General features: G+C 65.5%; 11 protein-coding genes. 8 read left to right on the forward strand and 3 right to left on the reverse strand.

Going from position 1 to position 16,002, the window contains the following annotated elements:
* The 5 genes from treY (at window position 1) to H7J73_RS12365 (ending at window position 8,283) form a co-directional block, all read left to right on the forward strand.
* Entirely contained in the window at window positions 1-2,301 is a 2,301-nt protein-coding gene (treY, locus tag H7J73_RS12345) for a malto-oligosyltrehalose synthase (RefSeq protein ID WP_264067661.1), read from the forward strand.
* Window positions 2,294-4,021 carry a malto-oligosyltrehalose trehalohydrolase gene (treZ, locus tag H7J73_RS12350; protein WP_264067662.1) on the forward strand — a complete coding sequence of 576 codons (1,728 nt, stop codon included), beginning with the start codon at window positions 2,294-2,296 and terminating at the stop codon, window positions 4,019-4,021. Before treY ends, treZ begins: the two co-directional genes overlap by 8 nt.
* A 128-nt stretch (window positions 4,022-4,149) precedes the next feature.
* Window positions 4,150-5,787, forward strand: coding sequence for an iron uptake transporter permease EfeU (efeU, locus tag H7J73_RS12355; protein ID WP_264067663.1), 1,638 nt, complete (start codon window positions 4,150-4,152; stop codon window positions 5,785-5,787).
* Complete coding sequence (efeO, locus tag H7J73_RS12360; RefSeq protein ID WP_264067664.1) at window positions 5,741-7,000, forward strand: iron uptake system protein EfeO; 1,260 nt, start codon at window positions 5,741-5,743, stop codon at window positions 6,998-7,000. The genes efeU and efeO overlap by 47 nt, the downstream gene beginning before the upstream one ends.
* Window positions 7,000-8,283, forward strand: coding sequence for a Dyp-type peroxidase (locus tag H7J73_RS12365; protein WP_264067665.1), 1,284 nt, complete (start codon window positions 7,000-7,002; stop codon window positions 8,281-8,283). The genes efeO and H7J73_RS12365 overlap by 1 nt, the downstream gene beginning before the upstream one ends.
* Before the next feature lie 58 nt (window positions 8,284-8,341).
* On the opposite strand, the gene ilvA is transcribed toward H7J73_RS12365, so the two are convergent.
* The gene (gene ilvA, locus H7J73_RS12370) at window positions 8,342-9,625 is read right to left on the reverse strand and encodes a threonine ammonia-lyase IlvA (RefSeq protein WP_264067667.1); all 1,284 of its coding nucleotides are present in this window, start codon (window positions 9,623-9,625) and stop codon (window positions 8,342-8,344) included.
* Between the two features lie 54 nt (window positions 9,626-9,679).
* Entirely contained in the window at window positions 9,680-10,117 is a 438-nt protein-coding gene (locus tag H7J73_RS12375) for a nitroreductase family deazaflavin-dependent oxidoreductase (RefSeq protein ID WP_264067668.1), read from the reverse strand.
* A 90-nt stretch (window positions 10,118-10,207) separates the two neighbouring features.
* Between H7J73_RS12375 and H7J73_RS12380 the strand changes: the two genes are divergently transcribed.
* The 3 genes from H7J73_RS12380 to H7J73_RS12390 all read left to right on the forward strand — a co-directional run bounded on the left by H7J73_RS12380 (window position 10,208) and on the right by H7J73_RS12390 (window position 12,427).
* Window positions 10,208-10,441: a hypothetical protein gene (locus H7J73_RS12380; protein ID WP_264067670.1), complete on the forward strand. Its 234-nt coding sequence runs from the start codon at window positions 10,208-10,210 to the stop codon at window positions 10,439-10,441.
* A gap of 210 nt (window positions 10,442-10,651) precedes the next feature.
* Complete coding sequence (locus H7J73_RS12385; RefSeq protein ID WP_264067916.1) at window positions 10,652-11,362, forward strand: hypothetical protein; 711 nt, start codon at window positions 10,652-10,654, stop codon at window positions 11,360-11,362.
* Window positions 11,363-11,395: 33 nt separating this feature from the next.
* Complete coding sequence (locus H7J73_RS12390; protein WP_264067671.1) at window positions 11,396-12,427, forward strand: GGDEF domain-containing protein; 1,032 nt, start codon at window positions 11,396-11,398, stop codon at window positions 12,425-12,427.
* A gap of 4 nt (window positions 12,428-12,431) precedes the next feature.
* On the opposite strand, the gene dnaE is transcribed toward H7J73_RS12390, so the two are convergent.
* Window positions 12,432-15,989 (reverse strand): DNA polymerase III subunit alpha, encoded by a 3,558-nt coding sequence (dnaE, locus tag H7J73_RS12395; RefSeq protein WP_264067672.1) that lies wholly within the window; start codon window positions 15,987-15,989, stop codon window positions 12,432-12,434.
* Between the last annotated feature and the right edge of the window lie 13 nt (window positions 15,990-16,002).

Raw genomic sequence — 16,002 nt, forward strand, 5'->3', positions numbered from 1 at the left:
ATGGCGTTCCCCGTGCTGTCCACGTATCGACTGCAGATGCGCGGCGACGAGTTCCGCTTCGACGATGCCGAGGCCGTGCTGGACTACCTCGACGAACTCGGCATCTCCCACGTCTACCTCTCCCCGATCCTGACGGCATCCGCGGGTTCCACCCATGGCTACGATGTCACCGATCCGACCTCGGTATCGGCCGAACTCGGTGGGCCCGAAGGGTTGTCGCGACTTGCGGCAGCTGCCCACCAGCGGAAGATGGGCCTCATCGTCGACATCGTGCCCAACCACGTCGGTGTCGACGCACCCGAACAGAATCCGTGGTGGTGGGACGTGCTGAAGTCCGGCCAGGAGTCGGCGTACGCCTCGTATTTCGACATCGACTGGACGCTGGATCCCGACGGCCGAATCGTGTTGCCCGTGCTGGGTTCTGACGAGGACCTCGCGAACCTGCTGGTCGACGGCGACGTCCTGCGCCTCGGCGATCTGGCCTTCCCGATCGCGGCGGGTACCGGTGACGGAAGCGGGCCCGACGTGCACGACCGTCAGCACTACCGGCTGATCGGTTGGCGTTCCGGACTGTGTGGGTACCGGCGATTTTTTTCCATCACCTCGTTGGCGGGGTTACGGCAGGAGGACCACGACGTCTTTGCGGCCAGCCACTCCGAGGTGAAACGGTGGTTCACCGACGGACTGGTCGACGGCCTTCGGATCGACCACCCCGACGGATTGTCCGATCCGGCAGGCTATCTGGAGTGGCTGCGCGCACTCGTCGGCGCGGAAGCCTACCTCGTCATCGAGAAGATCCTGGCCGTCGACGAGGCCTTGGAGCTGACGCTGCCGGTGGCCGGCACTACCGGCTATGACGTCCTGCGCGAGGTCGGCGGTGTGTTCGTCGATCCAACGGGCGAACAGGCTCTCACCGAACTCGTGGAATCAGCCGGTTTCCGTTACGCCACCGTGCCAGCGCTGTCGGCCGAACTCAAGACGACGGCCGCCACCGTGACGTTGTCCAGCGAGCTGCGCCGGTTGCAACGGGCCATCGCCGCCACCACCGGCCGCGACCACCCACTGCTGGGGACCGCGGTGGCGGCATTGCTGACCCACCTGCACGTGTACCGCAGTGACTATCCGAGCCTGTCGGTGATGATGTCCACAGCTATCGCCGAAACAATCGCCGAAGCACCGGAATTGGCGGAGCCGCTGCAACTCGTGTCGGCGGCGCTGGCCGGCGGCAGCGAGCCGGCCGTCCGTATCCAGCAGCTCTGCGGGGCCGTCACCGCCAAGTCCACCGAGGACTGCCTGTTCTACCGGGACGCGCGGCTGGTGTCGCTCAACGAAGTCGGCGGTGAACCCGAACACTTCGGCGTGAGCGTCGCCGAGTTCCATCGCCGAGCCGAGGTCCGTGCCCGGCTGTGGCCGACCACCATGACGACACTGACCACCCACGACACCAAACGCGGCGAGGACGTCCGAGCCCGCATCGGCGTGCTTTCCCAGGTGCCGTCGTTGTGGACGGAGCTGGTCAACGCGTGGGAGCGGCGACTGCCTGCGGTCGACGCCGCCACCGGACTGTTCCTGTGGCAGAACATCTTCGGGATCTGGCCCGCCGACGGAAACGTCGACGCAACCTTGCGTGGGCGGGTACACGCCTACGCCGAGAAGGCGATTCGGGAAGCCAATCTGCACACCTCGTGGAACGACCCGGACAGTGACTTCGAGGACGCGATCCACACCTGGCTGGACGCAGTGATCGACGGGCCGGTGGCCACCGAGCTGACCGCCCTGGTCGCCCGGCTCGACCGGACCGCACAAGGCGATGCGTTGGGCCAGAAGCTGCTGGCGCTCACCGTTCCGGGAGTGCCTGATGTCTACCAGGGCACCGAGCTGTGGGAGGACAGCCTGGTCGACCCAGACAACCGGCGCCCGGTGGACTATGCGGCCCGGCGTGCCGCATTGGCGGAACTGACCCATCCCAAGCTCCGGGTGGTCCGGGCGGCGCTGCACCTGCGTCGGCGCCGGCCCGACAGCTTCCTGGCCGGCGGGTACACCCCGGTCTTCGCCGACGGTGTCGCTGCCGAGCATCTGGTGTCGTTCCTGCGCGGCCAGGATGTCCTGGTGGCGACCAGTCGCTGGACCAGCAGAATCGACGAAACCGGCTGGGGGGACACCACGGTCACGCTGCCTGAGGGCACGTGGACCGATCTACTCACCGGCGCCGAGCACTTCGGGACGGTAGCAGTCGGCGATCTGTTGAGCGACCTTCCCGTCGCTCTGCTGGAGAGGGCTTCGGAGGGCACACATGCCTGAGCACGACTTCGCGGTGTGGGCACCGCGACCAGAATTGGTCCGTCTCGACGTCGATGGCGTACTGCACCCGATGACGCGCGGTGACGACGGCTGGTGGCGCACGAGTATCGACGTCGCACCCGAGGTGCGGTACGGCTTCGTGCTCGACGACGACAGGAAGGTCCTGCCCGATCCACGTTCACCGCGCCAGCCCGACGGTGTCCACGAACGCTCGCAGCTGTGGGCCCCCGCGTCGGCGGCGTGGACCGACGCCGACTGGCCGGGCAAATCCGCTGCGGGCGCGGCTATCTACGAACTGCACATCGGCACCTTCACCCCCACCGGCACGCTGGACTCTGCCATCGACCGGCTCGACTATCTGGTCGAACTCGGCATCGACTTCGTCGAACTCATGCCGGTCAACGCGTTCGGGGGCACCCGAGGCTGGGGCTACGACGGGGTGCTGTGGTTCGCCGTCCACGAACCCTACGGCGGGCCGAACGCGCTGGTCCGGTTCATCGACGCCTGTCACCGCCGTGGCCTGGGCGTCCTGATCGACGCCGTGTTCAACCATCTGGGACCGTCGGGGAACTACCTGCCGAAGTTCGGTCCATACCTGTCTTCGGCCAGCAATCCGTGGGGTGAAGGCATCAATATCGCCGATGCCGATTCAGACGAAGTGCGCCGTTACATCCTCGACTGCGCTCTGCGCTGGATGCGCGATTTCCACGCCGACGGTCTGCGCTTGGATGCCGTGCACGCTCTGGTCGACACCACGGCTTTTCACCTATTGGACGAGCTCGCTACCGAAACCGATGCGCTCTCAACACAACTGGGCCGTCCCCTGGCGCTGATCGCCGAATCCGATCGCAACGATCCCAGGCTGATCACCGAGCGTGAACGGGGCGGCTATGGGCTGACCGCCCAGTGGGACGACGATATCCACCACGCTCTGCATACAGCGATATCGGGCGAACGCCAGGGCTACTACTCGGATTTCGGTTCGATCGAAACGCTGGCGCACACGCTGAAGAACGGATACTTCCACGCCGGCACCTACTCCTCGTTCCGGCGCCGTCGCCACGGCAGACAGCTCGACACCTCGTCGATTCCCGGGTGCCGACTTCTCGCCTACACCGCCACCCACGACCAGGTGGGGAACCGCGCCATCGGTGACCGTCCGTCGGCGTATCTGAGCCCCGGGCAGTTGGCGGTCAGCGCCGCGCTGGCGCTACTGACCCCGTTCACCGCAATGCTCTTCATGGGTGAGGAATGGGCCGCATCCACACCGTTTCAGTTCTTCAGTTCGCACCCAGAACCCGAACTGGCCGAAGCCACCCGCAACGGACGCAAAGCCGAATTCGCCCAGCATGGGTGGAATGCCGACGATGTGCCTGACCCGCAGGATCCCGCGACGTTCGAGCGTTCCAAGCTGAACTGGGCCGAGGTGGAGATCGGTGAGCATGCCAGGCTGCACCGGCTCTACCGTGATCTGCTCGAGTTGCGGCGTGCCGAGCCCGATCTCGCCGATTTCTGGCTGGACCACATGACGGTCGATTTCGACGAGGAACAGCGGTGGATCGTCCTGCGCCGCGGCGCACTGGCGATCATCTGCAACCTCGGCGACGCTGCCGTGGCCGTACCGGTCACCGGAGAGCTGATGCTGGCCTGGGGCGTTCCCACCGCCGGCGACACGCATACCGAGCTCGCGGGTCAATCCTTCGCCGTGGTGCGCACCTAGAGGACTGCGAGCGAGCCGCCCACCATGGCTGCCGGCACGCTGTGAACCCCGCTGCGGGTTTGCTGTGCATCCGGCGCAACAGTGGATCGCACTAGGTTGGTAAGCCTAGCCTTGCCGTAGTCGCCCGGGTGCCGGGTCTTCGGAAAGGAGCTGGCCTGCAAGGCATTTTCGTAGGCACGTTCCTGATCGGTCTGCGCGAGGGTTTGGAAGCCACCCTCATCGTGAGCATCGTCGGCGCGTTCCTCAGACGCAACGGCAGATCAGTGCGCCCGATGATGGCAGGCGTCGCCTTGGCCGTGACATTGAGTATCGCCGTCGGCGTCGGCCTCGATGCGCTGTCCACCTCGTTACCACAGGCGCAGCAGGAGATGCTCGAAACGGTCATCGGCGTGGTGGCCGTCATCTTCGTGACCACGATGATCATCTGGATGAACCGCAACGCCTTCCAACTCAAAGGCGAGCTGGAACACGAAGCAGCCCAAGCACTCAATACCGGCGGCTCGGTAGCGATGGTCACCATGGCGTTCCTGGCGGTCCTCAAGGAGGGCTTCGAGACCGCGGTGTTCCTGCTGGCCGCAGCACAGTCGACGCACGGCAGTGGCTGGGCGGCGCTGTTCGGCGGGATAGCCGGGATCGCCGTATCCATCGGCATCGGAATCGGAATCTTCTACGGTGGTCTCAAGGTGAACCTGGGCCGGTTCTTCCGGGTCACCGGCGTCTTCCTGATCTTCATCGCGGCGGGGCTGGTCACCGGCGCCCTGCGTACCGCCCATGAGGCCGGTTGGGTGAACATCGGCCAGCAGCAGGTGTTCGACTTCTCGTCCTGGATGCCGGCGAAATCGGTGCTGGGTGCGTTGGTCACCGGGATGTTCGGTGTGCCCAGCGATCCACGCCTGATCGAGGTGCTCGGCTGGCTGTTCTACGCCGTGCCGGTACTGGTGGTGTTCCTCTGGCCCAAGAACCTCGCGGCGACACCGTCGGCGCGCCGGAATCTGCTGGCCGCTGCGGCATTCGGCCTGGCGGCGACGGCGCTGGTGCTGGCATTCCTGATACCGGCGCAGGGCGCCGAACAGCCGGGACCCGTGCGCAGGACAACCAACGCCGACGGCACTGACTTGATCATCACCTTCGCTCCAGAGGGCGACTCGGCGACTCTGACGGTCGCGGCCATCGACCACTCCCCGGATATCGACGTCACACTCAGATCCGCCGGTGCCCAATCCGTGGACGGTATCCAAGCGCAGCTGTGGCAGGCTCAGGTACCGACCGATCCAGGTATCACCTCGACGACGGCCAGCTTGGCTGACCTCGCCAACCTGACCGGCGGACGGCTGCCAGTCGGACTCAGCCCCACCAGGACCCCCGGTCCGTTCCAGGTCTCCTGGTCGGCCACTGACTCCTATAGCGTTGTCACCCTGGGTGATTCGCTGATCAGCGCCCAGTCCGGCAGTAACCGGGTAGCCACCCTCAGCGGAGGCGGCATCCCCGGCTCCAAAACCGTCAGCCTCGGCAGCCTCGGCTCCGACTGGGCGACGCTGAGCAGCGATGACGCCGCGGTAACCGCCTTGCTCAGCGATAACGCCAAAGACCGCGCCGAACGCACATTGTGGCGGATCTGGCTACCTATTCTCCTCGGCGCTGCTGCCGCAGCGTCGGCCGTGTTCGCGATACGGACCGGCCGCGATTCCCCCACAAGTGAAGAGAGGCAAGACAATAACAATGAACCTGCACACGGGATCGGTGTCGCGTCGCCACTTACGACGTAGCCTGCTGCTGACCACACCCGCGGTGGCCGCAGCCACCGCATTGGCGTTGAGCGGCTGCGGCGCGCACAGTTCTTCGGCCAAGAGCGCCACCTCGGCGGCGACCGGCGGCGTGAACACCGTGAACGTGACGATGGCCAACGAGGCCGGCAAGGACACCTGCACGCTCGACACCCCCAGCGTGGCGGCCGGGCCGGTCACCTTCAAGGTCACCAACTCAAGTGCACCAGGCATCACCGAGATGGAACTGATCAAGGACCAGCGCATCGTCGGCGAGAAGGAGAACCTGGCCCCCGGGCTGGATCCGGTGTCATTCACGGTGACCCTCGACGGTGGTCCCTACAAGGTCTACTGCCCCGGCGCCGGCAACGAGTACACCGATCTCACCGTGACCGGCCAGGCCGCCGCCACGCCGGCCGGCTCGGTGCAGACCATCATGTCCGACGGCACGAAGAGTTACTCCGCCTACATCGTCGATCAGGTCAACCAGTTGAATGCGGGAGTCAAGGCGCTCGACGCCGCCGTGCAGTCGGGCAATGTCGAGCAGGCCAAAGTCGAGTACGCGAAGGCACGCCCGTTCTACGAACGTTCCGAATCCAATGTCGACGGCTTCGTGCTGCCCGGTTTCGCGGTGGATGACAACGCGGGCAACCTCGACTATCTGATCGATATGCGGGAGTCGACGCCGGTGGATGCGAAGGTCGGCTGGAAGGGATTTCACGCCATCGAACGAGATCTGTGGCAGGGCAACACGATCAGCCCCACCACCAAGGCCTACAGTACCGAGCTCGTCGGTAACGTCGGCAAGCTCGTCGGAGTGGTCGGACCGCTGCAGTACAAGCCGGAGGATCTGGCCAACGGTGCGGCCGACCTGATCGAAGAAGTGCAGAACACCAAGATCACCGGCGAGGAAGAGGCCTTCAGCCATATCGACCTCGTCGACTTCGCGGGCAACGTCGAAGGCGCGCAACAGGCCTACGCCGCCCTGCGCCCTGGACTGCAGAAGATCGACGCGAACCTGGTCACGCAGCTCGACCAGCAGTTCCAGGCTGTGCTGACGGCACTCGACGGCTATCGGGACCCCGCGGCGCCCGGCGGTTACCAGGTATGGACCCCACAGCTGCGGGCCGGCGACGCAGCCAAGTTGACCGCGGTGATCCAGCCGTTGCACCAAAGCCTGGCCACCGTCGCGCAGAAAGTTGTGGCGGCCAACTGATGCCCGACGAACCAGCTGCACAAGACGCACCCGCCCCGACGGGTGTGTCCCGGCGCGGCATGCTCGCCGGCGCCCTGCTGGCCGGCGCCGGCGGTCTGGCGGTCGGCGCAGCTGCCGGCGGCGGTGCGGCCTGGGCGCTGGCACCGGGCCCGCCGGCCGCCGATGACGTGGTCGACCTCTCCGTCAGCTACCCGTTCTACGGGCAGACGCACCAAGGCGGGATCGCCACCGAACCGCAGCGCCATTGCGTCTTCATGTCGTTCCGGTTCGACGAGTCCGCGGACCGCGGCGCCCTGCAGGCCCTGCTGGCCCGGTGGTCGGCCGCCGCCGCCGTACTGCAACAAGGGAACCCGATCGGCGCGGTCCAGCCCGAGGTCGCGGTGCGGCCACCCGCCGACACCGGTGAGGCGTTCGGATTGAGCCCGGCCGGCCTCACCGTGACGGTCGGCTTGGGGCCGAAGGTATTCGGTACCCGGTTCGGCCTGAGCGCGCAACGCCCGGCACTGTTCACCGAACTGCCCGTACTGAACGGCGATGACCTCGACCCCAAACTCATCGGCGGCGACCTTTCCGTACAGGCGTGCGCAGACGACCCGCAGGTCTGTTATCACGCAGTGCGCAACCTGGCCCGCCTCGGCCGCGGCATCGTGTACCCCTATTGGGCGGTGCTGGGTTTCGGTCGGGCTTCGGCCGGGCCCGGGCAGCAGACACCACGAAACCTGTTGGGATTCAAGGACGGTACCCGCAATATCGCCACCGCCGACGACTACCGGCGGTTCGTGTGGATCACGAACGGCGACCAGCCCTGGCTGGAGGGCGGGACGTATCAGGTGGTCCGGAAAATCCGCATGCTGCTGGAAACCTGGGACACCGATCGCGTCGGCAACCAGCAGCAGATCATCGGCAGGCACAAGGAGAACGGGGCGCCGCTGAGCGGTAACCATGAATTCGATACTCCGGATTTCAGCGCCCGCACTGCCGACGATCTGGTGATCGACCCGGTATCCCACGTCGCACTGGCCGCCCACGAAAACAACGGCGGGATCATGATCCGCCGCCGCTCCTACAACTACACCGACGGGCTCGACGACAACGGCGAGCTCAATGCCGGCCTGTTGTTCGTCTCCTACCAGAACGACCCCCGCCATTTCATCGACATCCAAAACCGCTTGGGCGCACACGATCTGCTCAACGAGTACATCCGGCATATCGGTTCGGCGATCTTCGTGGTCCCGCCGGCGCCTGAGCAGGGCCACTACCTCGGGCAGCCGCTGTTCGCCTAACGCCGGTAGTGGTTGGCCGGGCCGGACCACCCGTCGCGCACGTACCGCCGGGCGGAACTCAGGTCAGGTAGCGGTAGACCGGTGAGCCCGGCTCCAGGTTTTCGACATGCATATCCGAGGAGTTCATCCGGGCCAGCAGACCGTCGAGGTCGGCGGCGGAACCGAGCTCGATGCCGACCAACGCCTCCCCGGTCTCCCGATTGTTGCGCTTGACGTACTCGAACAGCGTGACATCGTCGTTGGGCCCGAGGACCTCGTCGAGGAATCGCCGCAAAGCGCCCGGCTCCTGCGGGAAGTCGACGAGGAAGTAATGCTTGAGACCCAGGTGCACGAGCGAACGCTCCAGCACCTCGCCGTAGCGGGACACATCGTTGTTGCCGCCGGAGATCAGGCAGACCACCGTCGAGCCGGGTGCGATATCGGTCTCGAGCAGACCGGCGACCGACAGCGCGCCCGCGGGTTCAGCGATGATGCCCTCGTTTTGATAGAGGTCGAGCATCGCAGTGCAGACCGCGCCTTCATCGACGGTGGTGATGGAGACCATGTCACCGGCGGAGGCCAGCGCCGCGAACGGCAGCGCGCCGGCACGTGCGACGGCCGCGCCGTCGACGAACTGGTCGACATCGGTCAACGTCACCGGTTCGCCTTCGGCCAGCGCCGCCACCATCGCGGCCGCGCCCGCCGGCTCGACACCGAGCACGGCCGTACCGGTGGTCCTGGACGCGAGGTAAGTGGTGATGCCGCTGATGCAACCGCCGCCGCCGACCGGGACGATCACCAGATCGGGCTCGCGGTCGAGCTGACTGAGCAACTCGACGGCGATGGTGCCCTGCCCGGCCATCGTCCGCAGGTCGTCGTACGGCGGCACCAGGGTGGCACCCGTGCGTGCGACGTCGTCGCGCGCAGCTTCGGCCGCCAGGTCATAGGTGGCGCCGCCGACGATCAGCTCAATGAACTCGCCGCCGTGATAGCGGATTCGGTCCCGCTTCTGCTTCGGCGTCTTGGCCGGCACATAGACCCGGCCATGGATCCCCATCGAGCGGCAGGCCAGCGCGAAACCCTGCGCGTGGTTGCCCGCCGACGAGCAGACCACTCCGGCCGCCTTCTCGTCGGCGCTGAGCTGCATCAGCAGGTTGTAGGCGCCACGCAGCTTGTAGGACCGGACGACTTGCAGATCCTCGCGCTTGAGATACACCTCCGCACCGACGGCCTGCGACAACCGGTCGCTGTACTGCAACGGACTCCGGCTGACGGCACCGGAAATTCGCTCAGCCGCCAGGTCGATGTCGGCCGCGGACAGCGGCGACACGGGCACGGGCCTATTGCTCAGTTCGGCGGACACCGGTCAATGGTGCCACCTGCCGCCTGCGGTCCGCTCAGAAGGCTCGGCTCTGCCTCAGCTCACCGGGGTGAGGACGAAGACCGGGATCTCCCGATCGGTCTTGGTCTGGTAATCCGCATAGTCCGGCCAGGTCGCCACGGCGCGCTCCCACCAGAGTGCCTTCTCATCGCCGAAAACCTCTCGGGAGTCGTAGTCCTTGGTGGTCTCGCCGTCTTGCAACTCGACCTGAGGATGGGCCTTGATGTTGTAGTACCAGACCGGATTCTTGGGTGCGCCACCCAGCGAGGCCACCACGGCGTACTCGCCGTCATGCTCCACCCGCATCAGAGGTGTCTTGCGGATCTTGCCTGTTTTGGCGCCGACCGTGGTCAGCAGGATGACCGGGCGGCCCTTCAATTCGGTGCCCTCGGTGCCACCGGAAGCAATGTAGGTCTCGGCATTCTCGCGGGCCCAGTCGGAAGTGCTGGGTTCATAATCTCCAGTAAGCGGCATGTGCCCAGCTTAGATCGACTAGCAAAAGCCGCTACCCCTGATTCCAGGTTTCGGCTAGCCGAAACTCTGTTTCCGCGTTATCGTTTAATCATGACCACAGTCCAGCAGTTCCGGTCAGCAGTCAGGCCCAGCGCGCAGATCCACATTGCCGGTGTCCCGTGGCCGGCCTACAAAGTCGTGGCCCTCGGAATCGGACTGTTGGTGCTGGTCATCGTCGGCGCGGCCACCGCCAGCGCGGCCCCTGCGGTCCTCGCCGGCGCCGCGACGGCCACCGTGGTCTGGCTCGGGCTCAGCGTCTTCTCCTCGGACTCTGCGGAGCGCTAACCCTCAACCAGTCCGCGCAGCGTCTGCAGGTCCACTCGCCGGACCACGCCAGGGCTACTGCCGGGCACCATCTCGAACGCCCCGCAAGCGGCGGAGGCAGGACTCCTTCGGGAAACTCCCAGTCGTGTCGTCGCTCATCGCAGCTGTCGTCGCGCACACACTGAGCCGATGACAGCTACGCCTGAACCCCGGACACCGGTCGAGCAATTCATGCGTCGTGCCGAACGCATCACCTCCCATCTCGGCGCAGACGGCGAGCGCCTCGTCCCCTCGTGGCTCAAGCCGGGCACGCCGGAGAGCCGGCTGCCGGTGCTGCTCGCGATCGTCGCGGCCATCGTCCTGCAGCGCGCCATCCCCACGGCCTACACCGTGGTCCCGCGGTGGCCGCTGGTCATCCTCGAGTTACTACTGCTGATCGTCCTGCTGGTGATCAATCCGGTGCGACTGTCCCGACGCACCACCGTCGGCAAATGGGCCAGTTTCGCGCTGACCGCGGCGATCACCATCGACAACACCGCCTCTGCGATCATCCTGGACTACCGCATCCTGGCCGGACAGGTGAGCAACGACCCCAAGACGTTACTGGGCAGTGGCGCAGCGATCTTCATCACCAACGTGATCGCGTTCGGGATCTGGTACTGGGAACTCGACCGCGGCGGGCCGTTCGCGCGCATCGACGGTGAAAGGCCCTATCCGGACTTCCTGTTTCCCCAGATGTCTGACCCCACCAATGCCAAACCCGGCTGGCGCCCCACCTTCGTCGACTATCTCTACGTCAGCTTCACCAATGTGGTGGCCTTCTCCCCCACCGATACCATGCCGTTGTCTCGCTGGGCCAAGTTGATGATGACCGTGCAGTCACTGGTTGCGCTGTCGACCCTGGGGTTGGTCTTCGCGCGGGCGGTCAACGTCCTGGCGTGACCGGCTGCCACTACTTTGGTACACGTCAGTTGAATGCAATTTGTCGCGAGAGGTTCGGGGACGCACGTGCTCGGGATGCCGCTGAAGAAGATCCGCCGGTCCGGCGGGCCGGATCTGAGCGCGACCCTGCGGTGGCGGACCCTGATCGCCTACTTGGCGATCCTGCTCGCGGTGTACTCGCTGGCCATCGTGTCGGCGGTAGCTCTGGATCCGACGCAATCGGACCCCCGTGGTGAAATCGCCGCCGTCCTACTGTGTTTGATCGGCGTGGCGCTGGCCTTCCGCAGGCCACTCCACGGAAAGCGGTACGCGGCGGCCTTGCTGTGCGTGGCCGCGGCGCCAGTGGCGGCTCTGCTGTTCCACCGGCACGACGTCGCTCAAGTGTGGTCGCTCATCCCCATCATGTTCGTGGTGATGTACATCCGCACCTGGCATGGGCCCCGCGTAGCCCGACTCTGCGCTATCGCCATCGCGGTGACCGCGGTGCTGGCGCTGCTGGTGGCGCCCGCGTCGGTGCAGCCGCTGTGGCTGCTGCTCTACGCCATCTGCATACTCGCGGCGTCGGAGATCCTGGGGGTGATGAACTCGGCGCTGCTCGACGCCGCCTTGCGGGATCCCCTGACGTCGACGTGGAATCGGGCCGGCGTGGATCGGCATGCGCACCAGGTGCTCGCGCGGGCCCACAAGCGAGGCGAGCAGGTCGCGGTCTTCGCCCTGGATATCGACGACTTCAAGACCATCAACGATCGCAACGGACACGCCGCGGGCGACCAGGTCCTGGTCGATCTCACGCGGCACTGGGTGACCAGGTTGCCCGAGGAGGCCGTGATCGGCCGGGTCGGCGGTGACGAATTCGTGGCCGTCGTCAGCGGGTACGACGAAGGCGCTGCACGCAATCTCGGTCTTCAGCTCACGACCGATCACCCGGTACGCACCACATTCGGGCTGGCCGTCGGGCGTCCGGATAGCGACGCGGCGCTGGCCGAGTTGTTCGCCTCGGCAGATGACGATCTCTACCGACGCAAGCGGGAACGCAAGAAAGACTCAGCCGCCGAGCCGGATTGAGGCGCTAACCTCCGAGGCAGCCGGGCCCGAGAAGCGCCTTGAGGTCACCCATCAGCGCGGACGACGTCGTCACCCGCAGGGACTGGTCGAGTTCCAGCGTGGTGATGCGATCCCCGCTGATCAAGCGCAGATGCACCTGCGAGGTGCCGGGATGCCGGGCCAGCACCTGCTTGAGGGCACTGACCTTGTCCACGGTGCACTGCCGGGTGGGCAGACTCACCGCCAGCGGGCGGTCGACCTGGGCATTCGAGAAGTCCGGCACCACAAGATCATTGGCGATCAACGAGATGCGGTCATCGCGGATCGCCACCTTGGCGCTGACCAGCACGACGACGTCGTCGGCGATCTCCGCGCCGTGCAATGAGTAGGTCTGTGGGAAGAACAGCACCTCGATACCACCGGTGAGGTCTTCGATCTGCGCGGAAGCCCAGGGCATCCCGTTCTTGTTGACCCGCCGGTTCACCGACGCCAGAATGCCGCCGACCTTGACCTGGGTGTCATTGGCGACGTCCCCCTGCAGGATGGCGGGGATCTGAGTGTCGACCTGGGCGCTCAGCAGGTGCGCGACACCGTTGAGTGGATGCCCGGAGACATAGAGCCCCAGCATCTCCCGCTCCAGGGCGAGCTTGTGCTTGTCATCCCACTCGTCCTCGGGCACCTTGATGGTGAAGACGGAGTCCACCCCGGAGTCGGCCCCGCTGTCGCCGCCGCCGAAGAGGTCGAACTGGCCTATCGCTTCGGCCTTCTTGGTGCCCAGCACCGAGTCGACGGCGTCGGTGTGCACCAGGAACAGGCCCTTGCGGGGATGGTTGAGCGAATCGAAAGCGCCCGATTTGATCAGCGACTCGGTGACCTTCTTGTTGCAGGCCGCGATGTCGATCTTGTTCAGATAGTCGGAGAAGTCGGTGTACTTGCCCTTCTCGGTGCGCGAATTGATCAGCGAGGCAACGACATTCGCGCCGACGTTACGCACTGCGCCAAGCCCGTAGCGGATATCGGAACCGACCGAAGCGAAGTTGAGTTCGGACTCGTTGACATCCGGCGGCAGTACCGTGATACCGAGGCGACGGCAATCGGCGAGGTAGACCGCCGCCTTGTCTTTGTCGTCACCGACCGAGGTCAGCAGACCGGCCATGTACTCGGCGGGAAAGTTGGCCTTGAGGTAGGCGGTCCAATAGGACACCAACCCATAGCCGGCGGCATGGGACTTGTTGAACGCGTAGTCGGCGAACGGCAGGACCGTATCCCAGAGCGCCTTGACCGCGGCGGCGGAGAACCCGTTGCCCTTCATACCCTCGGAGAAGCCCTCGTACTCCTTGTCAAGGACTTCACGCTTCTTCTTGCCCATGGCTTTTCGGAGAATGTCTGCTCGGGCGAGCGAGTAGCCGGCCACCTTCTGCGCGATGCGCATGATCTGCTCTTGGTAGACGATCAGGCCGTAGGTTTCGGCCAGGATCTCCTGCAGCGGCTCTTCGAGCTCCGCGTGGATCGGCTTGATCGCCTGGCGGTTGTTCTTGCGGTCGGCGTAGTCGTTGTGGGCGTTGACCCCCATCGGGCCCGGCCGGTACAGCGCGATGACGGCGACGACATCCTCGAAACCGGTGGGCTGCATCTTGCGCAGCAGGTCACGCATCGGACCGCCGTCGAGCTGGAACACGCCCAAAGTGTCACCGCGGCCGAGCAATTCGAAGGTGGCCTGGTCGTCGAGCGGGATGTCGTCGAGGTCGAGGTCGATCCCCCGGTTGGACTTGATGTTGTCGATCGCGTCACCGATGATCGTCAGGTTTCGCAGGCCGAGGAAGTCCATCTTCAACAGACCGATGGCCTCACACGACGGGTAGTCCCAGCCGGTGATGACCGCGCCGTCCTGAGGGCGGCGCCACAGCGGGATGGCGTCGATCAGCGGTTCAGAACTCATGATGACCGCGCAGGCATGCACACCGGCGTTGCGGACCAGACCCTCAAGGCCGCGCGCCGTCTGATAGATGGTGCGGACATCGGGGTCGGTGTCGATCAGACTGCGGACCTCGGCGGCCTCCTTGTACCGATCGTGAGCCGGATCGGTGATCCCCGAGAGCGGGATGTCCTTGGCCATGATCGGCGGCGGCAACGCCTTGGTGATCCGGTCGGCGATCGCGTAGCCCGGCTGACCGTAGTGCACGCGCGCTGAATCCTTCAGTGCGGCTTTCGTTTTAATGGTGCCGAAGGTGATGACCTGGGCGACGCGGTCGCTTCCCCACTTGTTGGCCGCATAGCGCAACATCTCGCCGCGACGGCGGTCGTCGAAGTCGATGTCGATATCGGGCATCGATGCGCGCTCGGGGTTGAGGAACCGTTCGAAAAGCAGCCCGTACTTGATGGGGTCGATATTGGTGATCCCCATGGCGTAGGCGACCAGCGACCCGGCGGCGGAACCGCGGCCCGGGCCGACGCGGATGTCGACCGAGCGTGCGTAGTTGATCAGGTCGGCGACGATGAGGAAGTACGACGGATAGCCCTTGTCGCAGATCACCTGAATCTCGTACTGACCGCGATCGACGTAGTCCTGCGGAACGCCGCCGGGGAAGCGTCGGCGCAGACCCGCGTCGACCTCGTGTGTCAGCCACGACGCCTGGTCGTGGCCGTCGGGCACCGGGAAGATCGGCATCCGATCCTGCGGTGTCCAGACCTCGGCGTAGGACTGCACCCGCTCGCCGATCAGCAGTGTGCTGTCACACGCCTGCGGGATCTCGGCCCACAGGTGGCGCATATCCGCGGCCGACTTCAGGTAGTAGCCGTCACCGTCGAATTTGAACCGGTTCGGGTCGGACAGCGTCTTGCCGGTCTGGATGCACAGCAGCGCCTCGTGGTTGAGGGATGCGTCCTGGGTGACGTAGTGGCAGTCGTTGGTGGCCAGCGGCGGGATACCGAGTTTCTTGCCGACCTCCAGCAGGCCCTCACGAACCCGCCGTTCGATCGACAGACCGTGGTCCATCAACTCCAGGAAGTAGTTCTCCGGCCCGAAGATCTCCCGCCATTTCGCGGCCGATTCCAATGCCTCACGCTCGTGGCCGAGCCGCAGCCGAGTCTGCACCTCACCGGAGGGGCAACCGGTGGTCGCGATGATCCCTTTCGCGTGCTCGGCGATGATCTCGGCGTCCATCCGCGACCATTTACCCAGCTGACCTTCGAATGAGGCGAGCGAGGACAGCTTGAACAGGTTCCGCAGGCCGGTGGCATTCTCGGCGACCATCGTCATGTGGGTGTACGAGCCGCTGCCCGAGACGTCGTCGCCTTTCTGGCCCGGATCGCCCCACAGGATGCGCTTGGTATCGAACCGCGATCCGGGAGCTATGTAAGCCTCGACTCCGATGATCGGCTTGATGCCGGCATCAGTGGCCTTGGTGTAGAACTCGCTGGCGCCGAACATGTTTCCGTGGTCGGTCATACCGATCGCGGGCATCTCCAGGCGCTGGGCCTCAGCAAGCATGGGCGCGATCTTCGCGGCACCGTCGAGCATCGAGTACTCGGTGTGGTTGTGCAGGTGCACGAAGGATCCCGACGAGGGGCTGCTGTTACCCATAGGCCCGTCAGTC

The sequence above is a fragment of the Mycolicibacterium komossense genome (genome assembly GCF_025822605.1).
Classification (GTDB): domain Bacteria; phylum Actinomycetota; class Actinomycetes; order Mycobacteriales; family Mycobacteriaceae; genus Mycobacterium; species Mycobacterium komossense.

What these genes read in the sequence shown, in the direction of transcription:
- treY (WP_264067661.1), top strand. Translation starts at nt 1, where the DNA reads ATGGCGTTCCCCGTGCTGTCCACGTATCGACTGCAGATGCGCGGCGAC.
- H7J73_RS12380 (WP_264067670.1), top strand. Translation starts at nt 10,208, where the DNA reads ATGACCACAGTCCAGCAGTTCCGGTCAGCAGTCAGGCCCAGCGCGCAG.
- H7J73_RS12385 (WP_264067916.1), top strand. Translation starts at nt 10,652, where the DNA reads ATGCGTCGTGCCGAACGCATCACCTCCCATCTCGGCGCAGACGGCGAG.
- H7J73_RS12375 (WP_264067668.1), bottom strand. Translation starts at nt 10,117, where the DNA reads ATGCCGCTTACTGGAGATTATGAACCCAGCACTTCCGACTGGGCCCGC.
- H7J73_RS12390 (WP_264067671.1), top strand. Translation starts at nt 11,396, where the DNA reads ATGCAATTTGTCGCGAGAGGTTCGGGGACGCACGTGCTCGGGATGCCG.
- treZ (WP_264067662.1), top strand. Translation starts at nt 2,294, where the DNA reads ATGCCTGAGCACGACTTCGCGGTGTGGGCACCGCGACCAGAATTGGTC.
- dnaE (WP_264067672.1), bottom strand. Translation starts at nt 15,989, where the DNA reads ATGGGTAACAGCAGCCCCTCGTCGGGATCCTTCGTGCACCTGCACAAC.
- efeO (WP_264067664.1), top strand. Translation starts at nt 5,741, where the DNA reads ATGAACCTGCACACGGGATCGGTGTCGCGTCGCCACTTACGACGTAGC.
- H7J73_RS12365 (WP_264067665.1), top strand. Translation starts at nt 7,000, where the DNA reads ATGCCCGACGAACCAGCTGCACAAGACGCACCCGCCCCGACGGGTGTG.